Genomic DNA, 23,532 nt, shown 5'->3' on the forward strand with positions numbered 1-23,532 from the left:
AGTCCGGGCATCGCCCGGACAACAGTACGAAACGGCTGTGGCAGTGATACGTTCTTGTCATGAGCACAGGGCTAAAGACTTCGAATTGAAGTCAGGAATCGCCTCTAACTCATTGAAAATAAAGGAAAGCACGCTTTATCTAGAGTTTTTCTAGAAATTCCATTATATCATTGAAAAACAAGGAATATTCCTGATTTTGCGGGGCGTTATGAAATGCCCCGCAGACGCCTCAGTACACCCAGATCTCGACACGGCGGTTGCGAATCCGGCCATTCGCGTCATCATTCGAAGCTACTGGAAGTTCGTCTCCCAAACCACTGATTTCTTTGAATATTACGCCGCCTTTTACCAGCTCACGGCGAACCGCCATGGCCCGCAGTCGAGAGATCAGCGCGGCGCGTGACGGGTCCAGGTTGCTGTCGCCGAAGCCCACCAGGACCGCGCGCTGGCGGAGCAGGTCGTTCTCACGCAGGTACGCGATGACCCGATCGATGTCGCGCTGGGCCTTGTTGTCGAGGCGAGCGCTGCCATCGTCGAAGCGGAAGTTGACCGTCAGCCGCTTGGCTTCGCGGGCCAGCTGCCGATAGGCCGCCGGCATGCTCTGGGAGGGTGTCTGGGTCACGGCCTGGATGTTCTGGGCGATATAGCCGGCCTTCACCACGACCGCCTGGCCGGCATCGCTGTGGGCGAAGTCGATGAAGCGGCGCACCCAGTCAGAATGGCTGGAGGGATTTGCATAGAAGAACAGGCGGCGCGACAGCGGATAGTCTTCGGTGGCGACCGTCGTCGTTTCCGGGAACATCGGCAGCGAATTGCCATCGGTGATCGCCAGCGCCTTGGCCCGACCGACCGACGCCAGCCCGACGAAGCCAACGGCCCCGGGGTCGCCCACCACGGCGGCGGAGAGTTCGTCGTTGGATTCGTAACGCAGCGCGCTGCTGTGCAGCGACGTCGAGTGGCTGGCCAGGACCAGCTCCTTGAAGGTGTCGTAGGTACCCGACATGTCATCGCGTGCGTGCAGCCTCACGGAGAGGTCGGCCCCGCCGATCTCCGCCCAGTTCTTCACCTGGCCGGCGAACAGTCGCGCCAGCTGCTCCGAGGAGATGCTCTGCATCGGGTTGGACGGGTGCACGATGATCGCCAGGCCGTCGATGGCGACGACCTGCTCGGCCTGCATGCTCTTGAGATCACCGAGGGAGGCCAGCGAAGCCAGTTCGCTGTCCTTGATCGGCCGCGAGGAGGCCGCCAGATCGGTGGTGCCATTCTTCAATCCGACGAAACCGGTGCCCGAACCGTGTGCCGCGACGGTGGCGATTACCGGCTGGCCCTGCGCGTCCCTGGCGCTGACCTGCTGCTCGTTCTCGACCCCGGTGGGGCGGATGGCGACGTCGGTGAAGCCTTCGGCCTTGAACAGCTCCGCCACGAGCATCGGGGCCAGCTTGGCACCGACGGTGTTGGAGCCCTGGATGCGCAGTACCGGCTGCGCAGCGGTCTGCTGTGCAAGCGCCTGACCCGCCAGCGGCAACAGCCCCAGCAGCCCCAGCGACAGGCTGCGCAATGCCTTGCCCCAACCCTGACGACCCTTATCCCTGCTGATGTCCATGCTGAGCTCCCTACCCAAGAAGGCGGGGAGAATAAGTCAGAATGATGACCGATTGATGACGGGGTGCGGCCTGCCGGAAGGGCGTCACATTTCAGTCAGGCCAGCTCGACCCAGACCGGACAATGGTCGGAGGGTTTGTCCATGGCGCGGATCTCGTAATCGACGCCGGTGTGCTTCAGGCGCGGGCGCAGACCGCTGGAGGTCATGATCAGGTCGATCCGCAGGCCGCGACGGGGCGAATCCTCGAAACCGCGGCTGCGGTAGTCGAACCAGCTGAAGCGGTCGTTCACCTCGGCATTGAGCGTGCGGAAGCTGTCCTCCAGCCCCCAGGCCTTGAGCTTGCACAGCCATTCGCGCTCTTCGGGCAGGAAGCTGCACTTGCCCGTGCGCAGCCAGCGTTTGGCGTTCGCCTCGCCGATGCCGATGTCGCAATCCTCCGGCGAGATGTTGAAGTCGCCCATCACGGCGATGGCCTGGTCGGGGGTGAAGCGCTCTTCGATGAAGGCCTGCAGGTCGGCGTAGAACTTGGTCTTGGCCGGGAACTTGACGGGGTGGCTGCGGCTTTCGCCCTGGGGGAAATAGCCGTTCATCACGGTGACCGGCATGCCGTTGGCATCGGCGAAGCGGCCCCAGATGAAGCGTTTCTGCGATTCCTCGCCGTCGTTGGGCAGGCCCTTGTGGATTTCCAGCGGCGCCTGGCGCGAGAGCAGGGCGACGCCGTAGTGACCCTTCTGGCCGTGGTAATGGACGTGGTAGCCCAGCGCCTCGACCTCCGCCTGGGGGAACTGCTCGTCGGAGACCTTGGTTTCCTGAAGGCCGATGACGTCGGGCTGGTGCTTGTCGATCAAGGCGGCGAGCTGATGGGGGCGAGCGCGCAGGCCGTTGATGTTGAACGAAACGAGTTTCATGGGCTGTCCGGTTCGCAAAAGCGCAGATTCTAGAGGCTCGGGAAGCTGCCGGCGAGCCCGGCGGGCCGCCCCGGGCTTCGGCTGACGTCGGTCCGGACGCGTGGCGAGCCCTTTGCGGCGGTGCTACCGTCCCTGTAACCCTCATGCGAGAACTGCCATGCCGACCACTGCCGAAATTCGCATGCTCGATAGCGGTTATGCCCGGGAAACCTGCTCGCTGCTGTATCACGCCTATCGGCACGAGCCGACCTTTTCCTACCTGTTCGAGGCCGACCGTCCGGGCTACGACCACCGGGTACGGGCCACGGCGCGCGAGCTGGTGCGTCAGCATTTCTTCCAAGAGCAGCCGGCCCTGGGGCTGCTGGTGGAGGATCGCCTGGTGGCCGCCGCGCTGATCGCGCCGCCGCAGCGCAGGCTCGATGTCACCGAAAGCTGGGCCTGGCGCATGCGCATGCTGCTGTCGGCCGGGTTTCGTTGCACCCGCCGCTACCTGGATTACCACGCCGCGGTGCTGTCCTGCCTGCCGCCGGGCGCTTTCCACGTGCTGCCACTGATGGGCGTGCACCCCAATTACCAGGGGCACGGCTATGGCGAGCAGTTGCTCGAGGCGCTGCATGACTGGTGCGCCGAGGACCCGAATTCAGAAGGCCTGGTGATCGACACCGGCAACAGCCGATACCGAGGCTTCTACGAACGCCAGGGGTACCAGGAGATCGGCGAGGTGGCCATCGGGCCGGTGGTCGAGCAGCTGTTCTTCCATCCTTCGCCCGGACACCAGCAGGCGGCGAGCGGCTGAGCGCGCCGAGAATTTTCGCCCAGCGCGGCAGTCTCAAGCTGCCGGATACTTTCAAGATGTACATCATGTCCTCTACACGGCAGCCGCTTTTGAGCCTTCCTCGCGCCTCGGCGGCAAGCGCCGTGCTAGCATCCGCGGCCATGTGGTCATCGAACAAAAACCGTCTGGCAGCCCTCGGCGCGTTGTCTCTTTTTGCCGGCAACCTCATCGCCGCCGAACTCGAGGTCCGGGTGCAGCCAGGCAGCCGCGCGGTACGCGAGAACATCGAGAATTACATCGGCGGCCTGGGCGAGCGCGACGAACGCGAGCTGCTGCGCTACAGCCGCATCGCCCAGCAGCAGGCCGAGAAGGCGCTTCAGGCGCTGGGTTACTACCGCAGCGAAATCACCAGCGAAGTGGTGGGTGGCGAGAATCCCCGGCTGATCCTGACGGTCAAGCGTGGCGAGCCGGTGCGCCTTCGCCACGTGACGCTCCGGCTCGAAGGTCCTGCTTCGGAATTCCGCTCGTTCACCGTGCCGCGCCGCGTGCTGGTCGCCGGGGAAGTGCTCAACCACGGGCGCTACGAGGAGGTGAAGCAGCAGTTCCTCAACCAGGCTTCCCGCTACGGTTACTTCGACGGACGCTTCTCCGCGCAACGGCTTGCCGTCGATCCGGCCGAGAATGTCGCGGACGTGGAGCTGGTGTTCGTCAGCGGGCCGCGTTACCGGCTCGGCGACGTGCGTTTCGAAGGCGATGCGCCGTTCGATGACGACCTGCTCGCGCGCATGGTGACCTTCGAGCCCGACACCCCCTACGATTCCGAGCTGATCGCGGAACTGAGCCGCGCGCTGCAGTCGAGCGGCTATTTCGAAGGCGTGCGGGTCGATGCCAACCCGGCCAACAGCGAGGCGCAGCGCATTCCGGTCGCGGTCCAGCTGACCACGCGCCGGCCGCGAACCCTCGGTGTCGGGCTTGGCTATTCCACCGACGTCGGACCGCGCGTGCGGCTGAACTGGACGCGCCACTGGGTCAACCCGCAAGGCCACAGCTACGGGGCTGAGACCGAACTCTCCGCGCCCCGGCAGAATGTCGGCCTCTGGTACGACATTCCGGGCGACCCGCCGCTGACCGACAAGCTGCGCCTGGCCGGCGGCTATCAATATGAAGAGATTTCCGGCACCGACACCCTGAGCCGCCTGCTGACGGTCGGCCCGGAGTGGCACAGCCAGCGGCCCAGCGGCTGGCAGCGGGTGCTCTCGGTCAAGTGGCAGCGCGAGGAATACCGCCTGGGCGACGACTCCGGGCTGAGCACCCTGTTGATGCCGGGCGTCTCCTATAGCTACCTGCGCAGCGACAGCCGGGTCGACCCGAGCCGGGGCTACCGGCTGCAGTTCGAGCTGGCCGGGGCCAAGGAAGGGCTGCTGTCGGACGCCGACCTGATCCACGGCAACGCGATGTTGCGCGGCCTGACCACCCTCGGCGGGCGGCACCGCTTCCTCGGCCGCGTGCAGTTCGGCGGCAACCTCACCGACGAATACAAGGCCGTCCCGCCCTCGCTGCGCTACTTCGCCGGCGGCGACCAGAGCGTGCGCGGTTACGACTACCAGACCCTGTCGCCGACCAACAGCGACGGCGATCGCATCGGCGGGCGCTACATGTTCGCCGTCAGCGCCGAATACCAGTATTCGGTGGCCGAACGCTGGCGTATCGCGACCTTCGTCGACCAGGGCAACGCATTCAATTCGCTCGATTTCCCCACCCTGAAAAGCGCCGTGGGCGTCGGCGTGCGCTGGGTTTCGCCGGTCGGGCCGATCCGCGTCGATCTCGCGCATCCGCTCGATAGCGAGGGTGGCGTGAGGCTGCATTTCTCCATGGGCCCCGAACTGTGAGGCGCATCGTCAAAGGCCTTGGCTGGACGCTGCTGGCACTCGTTCTGCTGCTGGTGCTCGCCGTGGGGACGATCCTCGGAACCGCCGCCGGCAGCCGCTGGGCGCTGTCGCAGGTCCCGGGCCTGGCGCTGGAAGGCTTCGACGGGCGGCTGGGGGGCAGCTGGCAGGCGCAGCGGCTGGTCTGGACCCAGGACGGCAACCGCGTCGAGATCAGCCAGCCGGCGCTGGCCTGGCGCCCCGGATGCCTGTTGAAACGCACGCTCTGCGTGGATGAGCTGCGGGCGGCGGCGGTCGACCTGCAGTTTCCGCCCGGCGACGAGCCGCCGACGGACGAGCCCCTGACGCTGCCCGATATCGATCTGCCGCTGGCCCTGCACATCGAGCGCATCGACGTCGGGCCGCTGCGCCTGAACGGCGTCGAGCAGCTGCAGTCGTTGCAGCTGCGGGCGGACTGGAATGGCGGCGGGCTCGACATCCATGCGCTGCAGGTGCGTCGCGAGGACCTTTCGCTGGAGGCCACCGGGCGCCTCGAACCCACGGGACAGTGGCCGCTGCGGTTGCAGGGCGATGCTGCCGTGAGATCGCCCGACGAGCAACCCTGGGCGCTGAAGCTGGCGGTCGACGGCGAAGTGCGCGAGCGGGTGCGCCTCGACGTGGAAAGCCAGGGTTATCTCGATGGCCGCCTGCAGGGCGAGGTCCAGCCCCTGGACGATCGCCTGCCGGCCACCGTGCGCCTCACCGCCACCGGCTTCAAGGCGAGCCCCGAGTTGCCCGAAACCTTGCGCGTCGACGACCTGGAGCTGACTGCCGACGGCAATCTCCAGGACGGCTACCGCCTGCTGGCCACCAGCCGCCTGCCGGGCGAGGGCGGCGACGTGCGCGTCGCGCTGGAGGGGCTGGTGAACCTCGCCGGTGCGCGGCTCGACAGCCTCGAGCTGGACGCCGGGGGCAACCGCTGGGTCCGCCTCAACGGCAACCTGGACTGGGAAGAGGCGATCACCGCCGATGCCCGTCTGGCCTGGCGAGAGTTTCCCTGGCGCCGGCTGTATCCGGACATCGACGAGCCGCCGGTGGCCCTGCGCGAGCTGACTGCCGAGGCGCATTACGACGACGGCAACTACTTGGGCAATTTCGCCGCGGCGCTGACGGGCCCTGCGGGCGATTTCAGCCTGGCCAGCCCGTTCAGCGGCGACCTGGGCGCCATCCACCTGCCGCAGCTGGAACTGAAGGCGGGACAGGGCCGGGCGGCGGGCAGCGTGAGCGTCGGTTTCGCCGAACACATCGAGTGGAAGGCCGACCTGGCCCTCGAACAGATCGACCCCGCCTATTGGGTCGCCGAGCTGCCGGGCCGCCTGGGCGGTTCGCTGGCCAGCCGGGGGTCGCTGCGCGACGACGCGCTGCAGGCCGATGCCGCGCTCGACGTCAACGGACGCCTGCGCGGCCAGCCGACGCGCCTGCAGCTCAAGGCCAGCGGGGAAGGGGAGACCTGGACGCTGGCGGGCCTGGATCTGCGCATGGGCGACAACCGCATCCAGGGCGACGGGCGACTCGCCGGCGAGGCCCTGAGCGGCAAGCTGGCGCTGGACCTGCCACGCCTGGCGCAACTCTGGCCGGGACTGGAAGGGCGCATCACGGGCCGCGCGAGCGCCGGCGGAACCTTGCAGCAACCCCAGGGGCAGGTGAGCCTGGACGGGCAGGGCGTCCAGTTCGAAGGCAACAGCCTGAGCCAGTTGCGCCTGACGGCGAACCTCGCCGAGGGCGAACGCGGCAGCCTGGAACTCGTCGCCAGCGGCATCGAGGCGGGCGAGACCGATCTCGGGGACTTGAGGGTGGCCGCCAACGGCACCCGCCCGCAGCACCAGGGCAACCTCGAGCTGACCGGGCCGACCGCCAACCTGTCGATGGCGCTGGATGGCGGTCTGCGCGGTGACGACTGGCGAGGGCGCCTGCTGCGTGCGCGGCTGGACGCCTCCGGCCAGGACTGGCGATTGCAGGAGTCGGCGACGCTGGAGCGCCTGGCCAACGGCCGGATCAACCTGGGAAGCCATTGCTGGGCGTCCGGCCCGGCGACGCTGTGCGCCGAGGACCAGCGGCTGATGCCCGATCCGCGAATCCGTTACCGCTTGCGCAACTTCCAGATCGCCAGCCTCGCCGAGTACTTCCCGGCGGAGCTTGCCTGGGAGGGCGTGGTGAGCGCCGACATCGCGCTCGACCTGCCCAGCGCCGGGCCGAGCGGCAACATCCGCGTGGATGCCGGGCCGGGCACCTTTCGCATGCGCGAAGAGGATCGCTGGCACGACTTCCCCTACAGCACCCTCACGCTCAACAGCGACCTGAGCCCCCAGCGCGTCGACGGCCGCCTGAGCTTCGACGGGGGCGAGCTGGGGGAGCTGGAGGTGAGGCTCGGCCTGGACCCGCGCACCGACGCCAAGCCGCTGGACGGTGAGTTCCGCCTGCGCGGGCTCAACCTTGCGGTGGGACGCCCGTTCATCGCCCAGGTCGAACGCATGGAAGGCCAGCTCAACGGCAGTGGCGTGATCGGCGGGACCCTGCTCGATCCTCGGATTAACGGCCAGCTGCTGCTCAGCGGCGGGGAAATCTCGGGCAGCGAGCTGCCCATGAGCTTCGAAGGCCTGCAGGTGCGCCTGCAGATCGAGGGCCAGCAGGCGACCCTCGATGGCGACTGGCGCAGCGGCCAGCAGGGCAGCGGTCGACTGGGTGGTTCGGTGTCCTGGATGGACGAACTGGACGTGGACCTGAGGATCGCCGGCACGCGCCTGCCGGTGGTCGTCGAGCCGTTCGCCGAACTCGAAGTGGAGCCCGACCTGCGGATTCGGATGGACGAGCGTCGGCTCGCCATCAGCGGCCAGGTCAACGTGCCGCGTGGCGACATCACCGTGCGCGAGCTGCCGCCGACGACGGTCAGGGTATCGGAGGACGCGGTGATCGTCGGCGAAGAAGCCGAGGCGGCCGACATGCCGATGGAGCTGGCCATGGACATCAACGTCGAGGTCGGCCAGGACCAGCTGCGTTTCAGCGGTTTCGGCCTGACCGCCGAGCTGGTCGGCTACCTGCACATCGGCGACAACATGGACGCGCGCGGCGAACTCAACCTGCGCAACGGGCGCTACAGCGCCTACGGCCAGCGCCTGATCATCCGCCGCGCGCAGCTGCTGTTCACCGGGCCGGTGTCCCAGCCGTTCCTCAACATCGAGGCGATTCGCCGGATCGATGCCGACAACGTCATCGCCGGGCTGCGCATCACCGGCAGCGCCGAGCAGCCGCGTACCGAGGTCTTCTCCGAGCCGGCGATGAGTCAGGAACAGGCCTTGTCTTACCTTGTCCTGGGGCGCGCCCTCGGCGCCGACACCGGGGACAGCAACCTGCTTGCCCAGGCGGCCCTGGGCCTGGGCCTCGCGGGCAGTTCGTCGCTCACCGGCGGCGTGGCCCAGCGCCTCGGCATCCAGGACTTCCAGCTCGATACCGAGGGCAGCGGTGCGGCTACCAGTGTGGTCGCCAGCGGTCGGTTGACCGAGCGCCTGTCGCTGCGCTACGGGGTGGGCGTGTTCGAGCCGGCCAACACCTTCGCGCTGCGCTACGAGCTGACGCGCCGGCTGTTTCTCGAGGCGGCCAGCGGGCTGGCCAGTTCGCTGGATATCTTCTACCGGCGCGATTTCTGAAACTGCCGGACGTATCGCCCGCCCGGGCCGGGAAAAGTGGTGGTAGCATCGCGCGGCAATCTTCCGTAGAGGCGTTACAGCACCTCTAGCGCGGCACTGCTGCGCAGGCGACGGCAGGATCCCCGGCCGTTCGCAACGGCATATCCACTGGGCGCGCACAACGTGCTTTCAAAAATAAGAAGGAGCCTTGAAATGGAATCCCTGGAAAACCTGGTCAACAGCGTCAACGGACTCGTCTGGGGGCCACCGATGCTGGTCCTGATCCTGGGCACCGGTCTGGTGCTGATGGTGATGCTCAAGTTCATGCCGCTGACCCGCATCGGCACCGGTTTCGCACTCATGTGGCGCGGGCGCGCCAAGGGCGACGCCACCACCGGTGAAATCAGCCCGTTCCAGGCGCTGATGACCTGCCTGGCAGCCACCGTGGGTACTGGCAACATCGCCGGCGTGGCCACTGCGATCTTCCTCGGCGGCCCCGGCGCGCTGTTCTGGATGTGGTGCACCGCGCTGGTCGGCATGGCCACCAAGTACTGCGAAGTGGTGCTGGCGGTTCACTACCGGGAGAAGGACGACCGCGGCGAGCACGTCGGCGGCCCGATGTACGCGATCAAGAACGGGCTCGGCAAGAAGTGGCTGTGGCTCGGTAGCGCCTTCGCCATCTTCGGCGGTTTCGCAGGCTTCGGCATCGGTAACATGGTGCAGGTCAACAGCATGGCCCATGCCCTGGAAACCACCTTCTCGGTGCCGCTCTGGGCGACCGGCCTGGTGACCATGATCGTGGTCGGCCTGGTGATCCTCGGCGGTATCCGGCGCATCGGCAAGGTGGCCGCCTCCCTGGTGCCGTTCATGTGCGTGGCCTATCTGATCGCGGCGGCGGTGGTGCTGGTGGTCAACGCCTCGGCCATTCCGGATGCCTTCGCGCTGATCTTCACCCACGCCTTCAGCCCGGCTGCGGCGACCGGCGGCTTTGCCGGTGCGGCGGTGATCGCGGCGATCCGTTTCGGTGTCGCCCGCGGCATCTTCTCCAACGAAGCGGGTCTGGGCACGGCCGGTATCGCGCAGGCCGCCGGCACCACCAGCAGCCCTGTGCGTTCGGGCATGATCGGCATGCTCGGGACGTTCATCGACACCCTGATCGTCTGCACCATGACCGGTCTCGCGATCATCTGCTCGGGCGTCTGGACCAGCGGGCAGAGCGGGGCGGCGCTGTCGGCCGCGGCGTTCGAGTCGGCGATGCCCGGCATGGGCGGGGCGATTCTGACCATCGCACTGGTGGTGTTCGCTTTCACCACCATCCTCGGCTGGAGCTATTTCGGCGAGAAGTGCTGGGAATACCTGGTCGGCACCAAGTCGATCCTGCCGTTCCGCATCATCTGGGTGCTGGCGGTGCCCTTCGGCGCCGTGGCGCAGCTGGACTTCGCCTGGCTGCTGGCCGATACGCTCAACGGCCTGATGGCCATCCCCAACCTGTTGTCGCTGCTGTTGCTGAGCCCGGTGGTGGTGAAGCTGACTCGGGACTATTTCGCCCGCACCTGAGGCGGCGCCGTTGCATTCAATGGTCGCGCGGCTCGCCGCGCGACCCTTTCAAAGGTACTCAATGAGGAGTCGGACATGACTGAAATTACCCACCGTGGCAACCCGATCCAGGTCGTCGGCGATTTCCCCCAGCCGGGCCAGAAGGCCAAGGCGTTCCGCCTGGTCGGCGCCGGCCTGGCCGACGTCGAGCTGTCGTCCTTCGCCGGCAAGCGCAAGGTGCTGAACATCTTCCCGAGCATCGATACGCCGACCTGCGCCACCTCGGTGCGCAAGTTCAACGCCCAGGCGAGCTCGCTGGACAACACCGTCGTGCTCTGCATCTCGGCCGACCTGCCGTTCGCCCAGGCGCGCTTCTGTGGCGCCGAAGGCCTGGAGAACGTGGTGAACCTGTCGACCATGCGCGGTCGCGAGTTCATGACCGACTACGGGGTGGCCATCGCCAGCGGTCCGCTGGTCGGCGCGGCGGCACGTGCCGTGGTCGTGCTCGACGAGCAGGACAACGTGCTGCATAGCGAGCTGGTACCCGAGATCGGCAGCGAGCCGAACTACGACGCGGCGATCGCCGCGCTCAAGTAAGCCGCAGGCGGCGCGTCGCGACGCGCCGCTCGTTCGGCACATTCCCTCCCGATATCCATTTGTCGCGCCGTTGGTCGGTGCAACGCGATGCCCCTCCGTTCAGAACTACGCTCAACAAGGCAGCTGGAAGCCGTAATTGAGCGCTGCCTGTCACATCTGAGTGACATTTAATGGCGAAGGGCCAGAAATTTCGAAGAAACCGCAAAATCTTTTTCGAAGTCGGTGGTCCTATTTTTTGATGCCCATTTGAACGGATTCGCTTCTATGTCTACTTCCTCGCAAGTCAAAAGGGTCGGCGTATCTGGTACGGGGATGATCGCTCACTGCTTCGTCCGCCTGGTCAAACAGCACTACAAAGACCTTCAAATCACCCGAGTCCTCACGCGCCGTCAACTCACAACCCTTTCCGACTTTCCGCTCGATGGCGTACTCACCAATTCAATCGATGAACTGATCGACAATTCCGACATCATCGTCGAGTGCAGCGGAGACGTCTTCCACGGTACCGATGTCATCGAGCGCGCCTTCCAGGCGGGGCTGCCGGTGGTCACGGTCAATGCCGAATTGCAGGTGACCACCGGCTCCTACCTGGCCGGCAAGGGGTTGCTCACCGAGGCCGAGGGCGATCAGCCCGGCTCGCTCGCGGCGTTGCACGAAGACGCGGTACAGATGGGCTTCAAACCGCTCGTCTACGGCAACATGAAGGGGTACCTGAACCTCGACCCGACGCCCGAGGACATGGCGTACTGGTCGCGTCGGCAGGGCATCAGCATCGATCAGACCACGTCCTTCACCGACGGCACCAAGGTGCAGATCGAGCAGGTCGTCGTCGGTAACGGCTTCGGCGCGACGATCACCCGCCAGGGTCTCGAAGGGCTGGCCTCGACCAACCTCAACGACAGCGCCAGCGTGCTGGGCATGATGGCCGAGCGGTTGGATCAGCCGATCGTCGATTACGTGATTCCCAGCGGCTATCCCGCCGGCGGCGTGTTCCTGGTGTGCCGTCACGACGAGGACCAAGCCCCGGCTATCGAGTACTTCAAGCTCGGCCAGGGCCCGTACTACGTACTGGTCCGCCCGTATCACCTGTGCTCGCTGGAGGTGGGCAAGACCGTTCGCCGCGTGCTGGCCGGCGGTGGCGTGCTGCTGAACAACTCCACCGCACCGACCTTGAGTGTCGGCGCCGTCGCCAAGCGTGCGATGAAGCCCGGCGAACTGATCGAGCGCGGCATCGGTGGTTTCCAGTTCCGCGGTGAGGCGGTGAAGATCGCCAACAACCCGAACCACGTGCCGATCGGCCTGTTGCGCAAGACGGCGCTGATCCGCCCGGTCGAGCCGGGACAGATGATCACCTTCGACGACGTGGACATCCTGCCGAGCCGTGCGCTGGACATCGTCCTGCAAGAGCGTCAGCAACTGCTCAACCCGACCGAAGTGCAGACCTGGCCGAACGTCGGCAACCTGAAGCTCGCGCTGGGCTGACATCAGCCAGACCCAAAAACCGCTGCGGCCGCAGCGGTTTTTTTATGCCCGCGATTCTGGGGCGGTCGTGGCGCGGTGGCCACCCGGCGCGGCTGAACGTCCCGACAGGTCTGTGCGGCAAGCACGTTCCGTTCGGGCATAACCGCAAAAATAGAAGCCGCCGGTAAAGGCAGTTTTCGGTGGGTATGACCGCGCGGGTTTCACCCGTCCTACAACCCGGGGCGGGCGCAGCTGAACGACCTCGACGGTGTAGACGACGGAGCGTTTAAGGGCAGCGTTTTGCAGGCGGGACGCGCAGCGTCGGGTGATCTTCGAAGAAGGGTGAAGCGTCTGCCGGGCGGGCAGCGCACGCGAGTCGAAGGGGCGGGAAAGCTGGCGGTGGAGACCCGCCAGCAGAGATTGACCTGGGATCAGGCGCGCTTCGGCGACCAGTAGCTGAGCCTGAACAGATCGCGTTCGCCCAGTACGACGACACCCACCACGAAGCTCACCAGGACCAGGCAGATATAGCCGACCAGCTCGTAGAAACCGACCGGCTGGGGCAGGTAGCGCAGGGCCGTGACGATCGCCACGGCGGTGGCGATCCAGCGTGCCAGTACCGAAAGGCCAAGTCCGGCCGGCGATGAGCGGTAGACGAAGAAACCCATCAGCACCGCCTGCAGTACTGCGCCGATCGAGAAGGCCATGGCCAGGCCGTCCGGGCCGAGTGGGCGATAGAGCAGGGCATCGAGGCCGATGGTGGTGCCGGAGCTGATCAGCGTCAGCCCGAGGAACAGCCGTGAGCGGTGCTGGGCGAGCAGGGCGCGTCCCCAGAGCAGCGCCAATCCCATGGCCGGCAGGCCGAAGCCGTAGGCCACCACCAGCGAAGCGGTGGCCTCGGTCTGCGCGACGCCGAATTCGCCTCGCTCGAGCAGCACCTGCACGACGGTTTCCGGGAAGGAGCAGAGCACCACCGAGGCCGGAACCAGGAACAGAAGGGTCGCCAGCAGCCCCTTGCGGATCGCCGCGGCATAGGCGTCATGGTCCTCGTTGTTCCAGCTTTCGGCGAACTGCGGGAACAGCACCGCCAGCACCGACAGCGCATAGAGCGTCAGCGGGATGGTGACGATGCGAAACGCGAAGGACAGCATCGAGATGCTGCCTTCGTCGAGGAAGGAGGCGAACATCCGCTCGGCGAGGATGCAGGCCTGCTGCGCACCGGCGGCCAGCAGGATGGGCGCGAACGCCAGGCCGAAATCCGTGCTGCGCCCCTTGCCCTCGATCTTCGCCGGCCCGTTGAGGTAACCGATTCGCCGATGCTGGACCAGGATCAGCGCCAGCTGTGGCAGCAGCATGCCGATGAAGATCACCATGCCGGTGGGTTCGAACAGCAGGATGCCGATGATCGCGCCGGCATTGAGCAGCACCGGCCGGACCACCGGCAGCACGAAGATGCGGTCGAGGTTGAGCAGGGCGCCCTGGCAATAGAGCGCGGCCTGGACCGCGATCAGCAGGGTGCCGACGCAGAACACCAGGCGTCCGGCTTCGATCTGCTCGGGTGTCCAGCCGGGCGCGAGAAACTTCATCAGCCAGTAGCTGCCGAGGATCGCGATCACGCTGGTCAGTACGCCCATGATCAGCACGCGCCAGTAGAGCCAGCGGCTGACGTTGATGAACAGTTCCTCGGACTGGCTGCGCAGCTTCTGCAGGTACGGAATCATGGTGTCGCGCAGGGCGAGACCGAGGAAGTTCTCGAAGAACACCGGAAGGATCAGGGCGACGAAAATGAGGTCGGCCTCCCAGCTCAACCCGAACGTCTTGGCGATGAACAGATCACGCAGAAAAGCCAGCAGAAAACTGGCGACGGTCAGCGCCAGTATGATGATCGATGCGTTCATTCCTTGATCCCTTTTGACGGCACGATAGCGCGAGTGCAGGCGCCTATGCCAAGCTGCTCCTGCTGGGCGGCGGGTGCGCAGAAGCCTGGCCCTCGTCGCCGAACGCTAGATAGACTTTGCCGCTTCTGCTTGGTTCCAGCCTTTTACCGCTAAGCCAAAGGCCGCCGACGATGCGCGCCGTTACGTAAAAATGCCGTAAAGCCCCTTTGCTCCGGGGCTGTCACTGCTTATGGTTCACGCTCCTTTCAAAGCGATCCGAGTTCATGTCCGAGGCACATCCTTCTTCTTCGCGGTCAGGCCGTCGCTGGCTGGTCGTTCTGCTCGTCGTTGCAGCCGTCGCGCTGCTGGTCTGGTGGTTCTGGCCCAAGGCTCCCGAAACCACGCCCCAACGGGCGGCAGGTGCCCGTCCGGCCTTCGGTGCCGCCGGGCCGACGCCGGTGCGCGTGGCGCGGGTCGAATCAGGCGAATTCCAGGTGTTCTACAAGGCATTGGGCTCTGTCACGCCGCTCAATACCGTGAACGTGCGCAGCCGCGTCGCCGGGGAACTGAAGGAGGTTCGCTTCGAGGAAGGCCAGCGGGTCAAGGCCGGCGACGTGCTCGCCATCATCGATCCGCGCAGCTATGAAGTCGCCCTGCAGCAGGCCGAAGGCACCCTGCGGCAGAACCGGGCGCTGCTCCAGAATGCCCGGGTCGACCTGGACCGCTATCGCGGCCTCTACGCCGAGGACAGCATCGCCAAGCAGACCCTCGATACCCAGCAGGCGCTCTACAACCAGTACGAAGGCACCCTGGCGGCCAACCAGGCGGCCGTCAACGAAGCGAAGCTGAACCTGGAATTCACGCGGATTCGCGCGCCGATCGACGGCCGCCTCGGGCTGCGTCAGCTGGACCAGGGCAACCTGGTCGCCGCCAACGACGCCACCCCCCTGGTGGTCATCACCCAGACCCAGCCGACGGCCATCACCTTCACCCTGCCCGAAGGCAACCTCACGCCCGTGCTGTCTCGTTTTCGCGACGGCAACCCGCTGGCCGTCGAGGCCTGGGACCGTGGCGAGACGACCCAGCTCGGCAGCGGCGTGCTGCACAGCGTCGACAACCAGATCGACGCGACCACCGGCACCCTGCGGCTGAAGGCGCAGTTCGACAACGAGCAGGAGCTGCTCATCCCCAACCAGTTCGTCAACGTGCGCCTGCACGTGCAAACCCTCGAGAACGTCGTGCTGGCGCCTTCGGCTGCGTTGCAGTTCGGCAATCGCGGCACCTTCGTCTATGTCGTCGGCGAGGAAGACAAGGTGGAGCTGCGCCTGATCAAGACCGGCCCCAGCGACGGCGAGACCACGGTGATCACCGAGGGCCTGCAGCCCGGCGAGCGCATCGTCATGGAAGGCACCGACCGCCTGCGCGACGGCAACCGCGTCGAGGTGGTCGGCAGTCGGCGGATGGCCGAGGGCGCCGCCGAACGCCCGGTACTGGGCGGTGAGGAAGCGGAGCGCCGCGAGCAATGAACATCTCGCGGTTGTTCATCCTGCGGCCGGTCGCGACCACTCTCAGCATGATCGCGATCCTGCTGGCCGGCCTGATCGCCTACCGGCTGCTGCCGGTCGCGGCCCTGCCGCAGGTGGACTACCCGACCATCCGGGTGATGACGCTCTATCCGGGCGCCAGTCCCGAGGTGATGACCAGTGCGGTGACGGCGCCGCTGGAACGTCAGTTCGGGCAGATGCCCGGGCTGCAGCAGATGTCCTCGACCAGCTCCGGTGGCGCCTCGGTCATCACCCTGCGCTTTTCCCTGGACGTTCCGCTCGACGTCGCCGAGCAGGAAGTCCAGGCCGCGATCAACGCCGGCTCCAACCTGCTGCCCAACGACCTTCCGGCCCCGCCGGTGTACAACAAGGTCAACCCGGCCGACACGCCGGTGCTGACCCTCGCGATCACCTCCGAGAGCCTGTCGCTGCCGGCCCTTCACGATCTGGTCGATACGCGCATGGCCCAGCGCCTGGCGCAGATCAACGGCGTCGGCATGGTCACCCTGGCCGGTGGTCAGCGCCCGGCGGTGCGCATCCGCGCCAACCCCGAGGCGCTTGCCGCGTACGGCCTGTCGATGGCCGACGTGCGATCGCTGATCACCAGTGCCAACGTCAACCAGCCCAAGGGCAACTTCGACGGCCCGACCCGGGTGTCGATGCTCGACGCCAACGATCAGCTGCGCTCGCCCGAGGAGTACGGCGAACTCATCCTGGCCTATCAGGACGGTGCCACGCTGCGCCTGAAGGACGTCGCCACCATCGTCGATGGCGCCGAGAACGAGCGTCTCGCGGCCTGGGCCAACGAAAGCCGTGCGGTGCTGGTGAACATCCAGCGCCAGCCCGGCGCCAACGTCATCGACGTGGTCGAGCGAATCCAGGCGCTGCTGCCCGAAGTGGCCAAGAGCATGCCGGCCGGCCTCGACGTCGTCGTGCTCACCGACCGCACCCAGACCATCCGCGCCTCGGTGCGCGACGTGCAGCACGAGCTGCTGCTGGCCACCGCGCTGGTGGTGATGGTGACGTTCGTGTTCCTCAAGCGCCTGTCGGCGACCATCATTCCGTCCATCGCGGTGCCCCTGTCGCTGGTCGGCACGTTCGCGGTGATGTACCTGTGCGGGTTCTCGCTGAACAACCTCACCCTGATGGCTCTGACCATCGCCACGGGTTTCGTGGTGGACGACGCCATCGTCATGCTGGAGAACATCGCCCGGCACCTGGAGGAGGGCGAGACACCGCTGCAGGCGGCGCTCAAGGGCGCGCGGCAGATCAGCTTCACGCTGATCTCGCTGACCTTCTCGCTGATCGCCGTGCTGATTCCGCTGCTGTTCATGCAGGACGTGGTCGGGCGGCTGTTCCGCGAGTTCGCCATCACCCTGGCGGTGGCGATCCTGATTTCGCTGGTGGTGTCGCTCACGCTGACGCCGATGATGTGCGCCAAGCTGCTCAAGCGCGAAAGCGACGAGCACAGCAAGCCCGACTGGGTCGAACGGCTGATCGGTGGCTATTCGCGATGGCTCACCTGGGTGCTGCGGCATCAGACCCTGACCCTGCTGGTCGCCGTCGCGACCCTGGGCCTCACGGTGCTCCTCTATCTGATCGTGCCCAAGGGCTTCTTCCCGGTGCAGGACACCGGTGTGATCCAGGGCATCAGCGAGGCACCGCAGTCGATTTCATTCCGCGCCATGAGCGAGCGTCAGCAGGAGCTGGCCAGGATCATCCTCGCCGACCCGGCGGTGACCAGCCTGTCTTCTTATATAGGTGTCGACGGCGACAACGTGACGCTCAACAGCGGCCGGATGCTGATCAACCTGCTGCCCCACGGCGAGCGCACCGAGACGGCCAGCCAGGTGATCGAACGCCTGCGCCCGCAATTGGCCGAGCTGCCGGGTATCCAGCTCTATCTGCAGCCGGTCCAGGACCTCTCCATCGAGGATCGCATCAGCCGCACGCAGTTCCAGTTCAGCCTCGAGTCGCCCGATTCGGCGCTGCTCGAGGAGTGGACGCCGCGCCTGGTCGAGGCGCTGCGCGAGCGTCCGGAGCTGACCGACGTGGCCAGCGACCTGCAGAGCAGCGGCTTGCAGGTCTACCTGGACATCGACCGCGACGCGGCGGCGCGACTGGGCATCAGCATCTCGGCGATCACCGATGCGCTCTATGACGCCTATGGCCAGCGGCAGATCTCGACCATCTTCACCCAGGCCAGCCAGTACCGCGTGGTGCTGGAGGCCGAGGCGGGCGGCCAGCTCGGCGCGCGGGCGCTGGAGCAGCTGTTCGTCGACAGCGAGGGCGGCACGCCGGTACGCCTGTCGAGCCTGGCGCGGATCGAGCAGCGCTCCGCGCCCTTGCTGATCAATCACATCGGCCAGTTTCCGGCGGTCACGCTGTCGTTCAACCTGGCGCCGAGGGTTTCGCTGGGGCATGCGGTCGAGATCATCGAACAGGTCGAGCAGGAAATCGGCATGCCCGGCGGTATCCAGACGCGCTTCCAGGGCGCGGCAGAGGCCTTCCGTGCGTCGCTGTCGAGCACGCTGCTGCTGATCCTGGCGGCGGTGGTGACGATGTACATCGTGCTGGGGGTGCTCTACGAGAGCTACATCCATCCGATCACCATCCTCTCGACGCTGCCCTCGGCCGCGGTCGGCGCATTGCTGGCGCTGCTGATCAGCGGCAACGACCTGGGCCTGATCGCGATCATCGGGATCATCCTGCTGATCGGCATCGTCAAGAAGAACGCGATCATGATGATCGACTTCGCCCTCGAGGCCGAACGTCACCAGGGCATGACGCCCGAGCAGGCGATCTACCGTGCCGCGCTGTTGCGCTTCAGGCCGATCCTGATGACGACGCTGGCGGCGCTGTTCGGCGCGATCCCGCTGATGCTCGCCTCCGGCTCGGGCGCCGAGTTGCGTCAGCCGCTGGGTCTGGTGCTGGTGGGCGGGCTGCTGGTGAGCCAGGTGCTGACGCTGTTCACCACGCCGGTGATCTACCTGTTCTTCGATCGCCTCGGGCAGCGCTTGCGGCGCAACGAGGACGGCAACCTGGAGGTGCAGGCATGACGTGCGGATGCCAGGCGGCAAGCGGCAAGCCATGAACCTTTCCGCTCCTTTCATCGCACGCCCGGTGGCGACCATGCTGCTGAGCCTGGCGATCCTGTTGCTGGGCGGCGTCAGCTTCGGCCTGCTGCCGGTCTCGCCACTGCCGAACATGGATTTCCCGGTGATCACGGTGCAGGCCAGCCTGCCCGGCGCCAGCCCGGAAATCATGGCGTCCAGCGTGGCAACGCCTCTCGAACGCGCCCTGGGCACGATCGCGGGCGTCGACCAAATGAGCAGCCGCAGCAGCCAGGGCTCGACGCGCATCACCATCCAGTTCGACCTGGGGCGCGACATCAACGGCGCGGCGCGGGACGTGCAGGCGGCCATCAATGCGTCGCGCAACCTGTTGCCCAGCGGCATGCGCAGCATGCCCACCTACCGCAAGATCAACCCGTCCCAGGCGCCGATCATGGTGCTGTCGCTGACCTCCGAGGTGCTCGACAAGGGGCAGCTCTACGACATCGCCTCGACCATCATGGCGCAGAAGCTTTCCCAGGTGGTCGGGGTCGGCGAGGTTCAGGTCGGTGGCAGTTCGTTGCCGGCGGTGCGCGTCGAATTGCAGCCGCAGCAGCTGGAGCAGTACGGCGTGTCCCTGGACGAGGTGCGCCGCACCATCGCCGAGGCGAACGTGCGGCGGCCCAAGGGCATGGTCGAGGACGACACGCAGCACTGGCAGATCCGTGCCAGCGACCAGCTGCGCAAGGCCGCCGACTACGTGCCGCTGATCATCCGCTATCAGGATGGCGCGAGCCTGCGGCTGGGCGACGTGGCCAAGGTGCAGGACGCGGTCGAGGACCGTTACAACGCCGGCTTCTTCAATAACGAACAGGCCGTGCTGCTGGTGATCAACCGCCAGGCCGGCGCCAACATCATCGAGACCATCGAGGGGATTCGCGCCGAACTCCCGGCCCTGCAGGCGATCCTGCCCGGCAGCGTCAACCTGGACGTCGCGATGGACCGCACACCGGTGATCCGCGCCACCCTGCACGAGGCCGAGCGCACCCTGCTGATCGCCATCGCGCTGGTCATCCTGCTGGTGTTCCTGTTCCTCGGGCGCCTGCGCAGCGCACTGATTCCCGCGCTGGCCGTGCCGGTCTCGCTGGTCGGCACCTTCGCCGTGATGTACCTGTTCGGCTTTTCCCTCAACGTGCTCTCGCTGATGGCGCTGATCCTGGCGGCCGGGCTGGTGGTGGACGATGCCATCGTGGTGCTGGAGAACATCGCCCGGCACATCGACGAGGGCATGCCACCCTTGAAGGCGGCCTATGTCGGCACCCGCGAGGTCGGGTTCACGTTGCTGTCGATGAACCTGTCGCTGGTCGTGGTGTTCGTCTCGATCCTGTTCATGGGCGGCATCGTCGAGCGGCTGTTCCGCGAATTTTCCATCACGCTCGCCGCGGCCATCCTGGTTTCGCTGCTGGTCTCGCTGACCCTGACGCCGATGCTCTGCGCGCGCTGGCTCAAACCGCACCGGCAGGAAGAAGAGGGGCGCCTGCACCGCTGGAGCCATCAGGCGCACCAGTGGCTGCTGGGCTACTACGACCGCTCGCTGAGCTGGGCGCTGCGTCACCGCCTGATCACCCTGATCAGCCTGCTTGCGACCATCGTGCTGAACGTCGTGCTCTACGTCATGGTGCCCAAGACCTTCCTGCCGCAGCAGGACACCGGCCAGATCACCGGCTTCATTCGCGGTGACGACGGCATGTCGTTCCAGGTGATGCAGCCCAAGATGGAGATCTTCCGCAAGGCGGTGCTGGCCGATCCCGCTGTCGAAAGCGTGGCCGGCTTCGTCGGGGGGCAGGGCGGCATCAACAACGCCTTCATGATCGTGCGCCTCAAGCCCCTGTCCGAGCGCGGCATTTCGGCGCAGAAGGTGATCGAGCGCATCCGCGCGCAACAGCCGACGGTGCCGGGGGCGCGGATGTTCCTGATGGCCGACCAGGACCTGCAGTTCGGTGGCGGTGGGCGTCAGCGCAGCTCCGAGTATTCCTACACGCTGCTCAGCGGCGACCTGGAGCAGCTGCGCACCTGGCTGCCGCAGGTCAACCAGGCGCTGCGCGAGCTGCCGGAGCTGACCAGCATCGACGCCAACGAAGGGCGGGGCGCCCAGCAGATCAGCCTGAAGGTCGATCGGGATGCCGCGCGGCGCCTGGGCGTGGACATGGCGACCGTCACCACGCTGCTCAACAACGCCTTCAGCCAGCGGCAGATCTCCACCATCTACGAGAGCCTCAACCAGTACCGGGTGGTGATGGAGATCGACCCCAGATACGCCCAGTACCCCGAGGTACTCGAACAGGTCCATGTCATCACCAGCGACGGCCGACGGGTGCCGCTGTCGGCCTTCGCCCGCTACGAGCGCAGCCTGGAGAACGACCGGGTCAGCCACGACGGGCAGTTCGCCGCGGAGAACATCGACTTCGACCTGGCGCCCGGTGTCAGCCTGGATCAGGCCACCGTCGCGATCGAGCGCGCCGTCGCGGCCATCGGCCTTCCGTCGGAGGTGCAGGGCCGCCTCGGCGGCACGGGCAGCGCGTTCCAGTCGACCCAGGACAGCCAGCCGCTGATGATCCTCGGCGCGCTGCTGCTGGTGTACATCGTGCTCGGCATTCTCTACGAGAGCTACATCCATCCGTTGACGATCCTGTCCACCCTGCCTTCGGCCGGCGTCGGCGCGCTGCTGGCGATCCTCCTGACCGGCCAGCAGTTCAGCCTGATCTCGCTGCTCGGCCTGTTCCTGCTGATCGGCGTGGTGAAGAAGAACGCCATCCTGATGGTGGACCTGGCCCTGCAGTTCGAGCGCTACGACAAGCTGGCGCCGGAGGAATCCATTCGCCGGGCTTGCCTGTTGCGTTTCCGGCCCATCCTGATGACCACCCTGGCGGCGATTCTCGGTGCGCTGCCGTTGCTGCTCGGCGGCGCCGAGGGCTCGGAGATGCGCCAGCCCCTGGGCCTGTCGATCATCGGCGGGCTGTTGCTGAGCCAGGTGCTGACGCTTTACACCACGCCGGTGGTCTATCTGTATTTCGACCGCCTGCGTCATCGGTTCAATCGCTGGCGTGGTATCCGTACCGACGCCGCTCTGGATAACCCGTTATGAGCATGACCCGTTCCAACCCGGATCGTCCTATCCCGGCGATGCGTCCCCTTGCCGTCGCCGTGCTGGCGCTGTCCCTTGGTGGCTGCACCCTGGGCCCCGACTACCAGCGCCCGACGTTGCCCGCGCCGGCTGAATTCAAGCAAGCCTCGGGCTGGAAGGCCGCAGCGCCCGCCGACGCCTTGCAGCGCGGCGCCTGGTGGCAGCTGTATGGCGATCCCGAGCTCGACGCGCTGGTCGAGCGCCTGAACGTCTCCAACCAGAGTCTGGCCGCGGCCGAAGCGCAGTACCGCCAGGCCCGCGCACTGGTGCGCGGTGCCCGTTCGCAGCTGTTCCCGCTGGTCGGCGCGAGTGGCGGTGTCACCCGCTCCAGCCAGGGAAGCGGGAGCAGCAGCTCGCAGTTCGACCAGGGCAGCAGCCGTCGCGACAACTACGAGGCGGGAGTGAGCGCCTCCTGGGAACTGGATATCTGGGGCCGCCTGCGGCGCAACCTGGAGGCCAACCGGGCCAATGCCGAGGCCAGCGCCGCCGACCTTGCGGCGGTCAAGCTGAGCCTGCAGGCCGAGCTGGTGCAGACCTACCTGCAGCTGCGGGTGCTCGATGAACAGCAGCGCCTGCTCGACCAGACCGTGGCGTCCTTCGAACGCTCGCTGCGCCTGACCCAGAACCAGTACAACGCCGGCATCGTTCCGCGTTCGGACGTCGCCCAGGCGATGACTCAACTCAAGAGCACCCAGGCCCAGGCGATCGACCTGAAGTGGCAGCGTGCGCAGCTCGAGCACGCGATCGCCGTGCTGGTCGGCGTTGCGCCGTCCGAACTCGGCATCGCCGTGAGCGACCGCATCCCGTCGTTGCCGCACGTCCCGCTTGCCTTGCCGAGCGAGCTGCTCGAACGGCGGCCGGACATCGCTTCGGCGGAGCGCCAGGTGATCGCCGCCAACGCGCAGATCGGTGTTACCCAGGCAGCCTGGTATCCGGACCTGACCCTGTCGGCCAGCGGCGGCTATCGCAACAGCAGCTTCAGCGATCTGTTCAGCGTGCCCAACCGTTTCTGGTCGCTGGGCCCGCAACTGGCGGTCACCTTGCTCGACTTCGGCAGTCGCCGCGCCGAGCTGGAACGCGCCGAGGCGGCGTACGACCAGACGGTCGCCAACTACCGGGAAACGGTGCTGCAGGGCTTCCGCGAGGTCGAGGACTACCTCGTCCAGCTGCGCGTGCTGGAGGAAGAGGCGGTGGTACAGCGTGAGGCACTGGAGGCGGCCCAGGAGTCGCTGCGGCTGATCGAAAACCAGTACCGTGCCGGTACGGTGGACTTCATCAGCGTCGCCACGGTGCAATCCAACGCGTTGAGCAACGAGCGCACCAACCTCAGCCTGCTGGGCAGCCGCCTCACTGCCAGCGTGCAACTGATCGCCGCGCTCGGCGGCGGCTGGCAGAGCAGCGCACTGCAATCCGACGCGCCGGGCGCGAGCACCGAATAGCCATCCA

At 66.5% G+C, this 23,532-nt stretch carries 13 protein-coding genes; 10 read left to right on the forward strand and 3 right to left on the reverse strand.

Going from position 1 to position 23,532, the window contains the following annotated elements:
- Positions 1–229: 229 nt before the first annotated feature.
- Positions 230–1,603, reverse strand: a complete 1,374-nt coding sequence (locus DN824_RS14000; RefSeq protein ID WP_138409017.1) for a phosphate ABC transporter substrate-binding/OmpA family protein — start codon at positions 1,601–1,603, stop codon at positions 230–232.
- A gap of 95 nt (positions 1,604–1,698) precedes the next feature.
- Positions 1,699–2,511, reverse strand: coding sequence for an exodeoxyribonuclease III (gene xthA, locus DN824_RS14005; protein ID WP_138409018.1), 813 nt, complete (start codon positions 2,509–2,511; stop codon positions 1,699–1,701).
- 157 nt (positions 2,512–2,668) lie between these two features.
- Here xthA and DN824_RS14010 point away from each other — a divergent pair, with 157 nt between their 5' ends.
- From DN824_RS14010 to DN824_RS14035, 6 genes are all read left to right on the forward strand, one after another.
- Complete coding sequence (locus tag DN824_RS14010) at positions 2,669–3,307, forward strand: GNAT family N-acetyltransferase (protein ID WP_138409019.1); 639 nt, start codon at positions 2,669–2,671, stop codon at positions 3,305–3,307.
- A gap of 140 nt (positions 3,308–3,447) precedes the next feature.
- Complete coding sequence (locus DN824_RS14015) at positions 3,448–5,175, forward strand: autotransporter assembly complex protein TamA (RefSeq protein ID WP_138409020.1); 1,728 nt, start codon at positions 3,448–3,450, stop codon at positions 5,173–5,175.
- Positions 5,172–8,855: a translocation/assembly module TamB domain-containing protein gene (locus DN824_RS14020; protein ID WP_138409021.1), complete on the forward strand. Its 3,684-nt coding sequence runs from the start codon at positions 5,172–5,174 to the stop codon at positions 8,853–8,855. Before DN824_RS14015 ends, DN824_RS14020 begins: the two co-directional genes overlap by 4 nt.
- Before the next feature lie 192 nt (positions 8,856–9,047).
- Complete coding sequence (locus tag DN824_RS14025; protein WP_138409022.1) at positions 9,048–10,391, forward strand: alanine/glycine:cation symporter family protein; 1,344 nt, start codon at positions 9,048–9,050, stop codon at positions 10,389–10,391.
- A 75-nt stretch (positions 10,392–10,466) separates the two neighbouring features.
- Complete coding sequence (gene tpx, locus DN824_RS14030; protein ID WP_138409023.1) at positions 10,467–10,967, forward strand: thiol peroxidase; 501 nt, start codon at positions 10,467–10,469, stop codon at positions 10,965–10,967.
- A 312-nt stretch (positions 10,968–11,279) separates the two neighbouring features.
- Positions 11,280–12,449, forward strand: a complete 1,170-nt coding sequence (locus DN824_RS14035; RefSeq protein WP_138409024.1) for an NAD(P)-dependent oxidoreductase — start codon at positions 11,280–11,282, stop codon at positions 12,447–12,449.
- Between the two features lie 410 nt (positions 12,450–12,859).
- Here DN824_RS14035 and DN824_RS14040 read toward each other — a convergent pair whose 3' ends face one another.
- Complete coding sequence (locus DN824_RS14040; protein ID WP_138409025.1) at positions 12,860–14,326, reverse strand: lipid II flippase MurJ; 1,467 nt, start codon at positions 14,324–14,326, stop codon at positions 12,860–12,862.
- A gap of 263 nt (positions 14,327–14,589) precedes the next feature.
- On the opposite strand from DN824_RS14040, the gene DN824_RS14045 reads away from it, so the two are divergent.
- The 4 genes from DN824_RS14045 to DN824_RS14060 are packed head-to-tail and all read left to right on the forward strand — an operon-like array spanning position 14,590 to position 23,525.
- The gene (locus tag DN824_RS14045; RefSeq protein WP_138409026.1) at positions 14,590–15,831 is read left to right on the forward strand and encodes an MdtA/MuxA family multidrug efflux RND transporter periplasmic adaptor subunit; all 1,242 of its coding nucleotides are present in this window, start codon (positions 14,590–14,592) and stop codon (positions 15,829–15,831) included.
- The gene (locus DN824_RS14050) at positions 15,828–18,908 is read left to right on the forward strand and encodes an MdtB/MuxB family multidrug efflux RND transporter permease subunit (RefSeq protein ID WP_138409027.1); all 3,081 of its coding nucleotides are present in this window, start codon (positions 15,828–15,830) and stop codon (positions 18,906–18,908) included. Before DN824_RS14045 ends, DN824_RS14050 begins: the two co-directional genes overlap by 4 nt.
- A gap of 31 nt (positions 18,909–18,939) precedes the next feature.
- Positions 18,940–22,047, forward strand: a complete 3,108-nt coding sequence (locus DN824_RS14055) for a multidrug efflux RND transporter permease subunit (protein WP_138409028.1) — start codon at positions 18,940–18,942, stop codon at positions 22,045–22,047.
- A gap of 2 nt (positions 22,048–22,049) precedes the next feature.
- Positions 22,050–23,525 carry an efflux transporter outer membrane subunit gene (locus DN824_RS14060; protein WP_174236520.1) on the forward strand — a complete coding sequence of 492 codons (1,476 nt, stop codon included), beginning with the start codon at positions 22,050–22,052 and terminating at the stop codon, positions 23,523–23,525.
- Positions 23,526–23,532: the final 7 nt, after the last annotated feature.

This window comes from Stutzerimonas nosocomialis, from assembly GCF_005876855.1.
Taxonomy (GTDB): domain Bacteria; phylum Pseudomonadota; class Gammaproteobacteria; order Pseudomonadales; family Pseudomonadaceae; genus Stutzerimonas; species Stutzerimonas nosocomialis.

What these genes read in the sequence shown, in the direction of transcription:
- DN824_RS14000 (WP_138409017.1), bottom strand. Translation starts at nt 1,603, where the DNA reads ATGGACATCAGCAGGGATAAGGGTCGTCAGGGTTGGGGCAAGGCATTG.
- xthA (WP_138409018.1), bottom strand. Translation starts at nt 2,511, where the DNA reads ATGAAACTCGTTTCGTTCAACATCAACGGCCTGCGCGCTCGCCCCCAT.
- DN824_RS14010 (WP_138409019.1), top strand. Translation starts at nt 2,669, where the DNA reads ATGCCGACCACTGCCGAAATTCGCATGCTCGATAGCGGTTATGCCCGG.
- DN824_RS14015 (WP_138409020.1), top strand. Translation starts at nt 3,448, where the DNA reads ATGTGGTCATCGAACAAAAACCGTCTGGCAGCCCTCGGCGCGTTGTCT.
- DN824_RS14025 (WP_138409022.1), top strand. Translation starts at nt 9,048, where the DNA reads ATGGAATCCCTGGAAAACCTGGTCAACAGCGTCAACGGACTCGTCTGG.
- tpx (WP_138409023.1), top strand. Translation starts at nt 10,467, where the DNA reads ATGACTGAAATTACCCACCGTGGCAACCCGATCCAGGTCGTCGGCGAT.
- DN824_RS14035 (WP_138409024.1), top strand. Translation starts at nt 11,280, where the DNA reads ATGATCGCTCACTGCTTCGTCCGCCTGGTCAAACAGCACTACAAAGAC.
- DN824_RS14040 (WP_138409025.1), bottom strand. Translation starts at nt 14,326, where the DNA reads ATGAACGCATCGATCATCATACTGGCGCTGACCGTCGCCAGTTTTCTG.
- DN824_RS14045 (WP_138409026.1), top strand. Translation starts at nt 14,590, where the DNA reads ATGTCCGAGGCACATCCTTCTTCTTCGCGGTCAGGCCGTCGCTGGCTG.
- DN824_RS14050 (WP_138409027.1), top strand. Translation starts at nt 15,828, where the DNA reads ATGAACATCTCGCGGTTGTTCATCCTGCGGCCGGTCGCGACCACTCTC.
- DN824_RS14055 (WP_138409028.1), top strand. Translation starts at nt 18,940, where the DNA reads ATGAACCTTTCCGCTCCTTTCATCGCACGCCCGGTGGCGACCATGCTG.
- DN824_RS14060 (WP_174236520.1), top strand. Translation starts at nt 22,050, where the DNA reads ATGACCCGTTCCAACCCGGATCGTCCTATCCCGGCGATGCGTCCCCTT.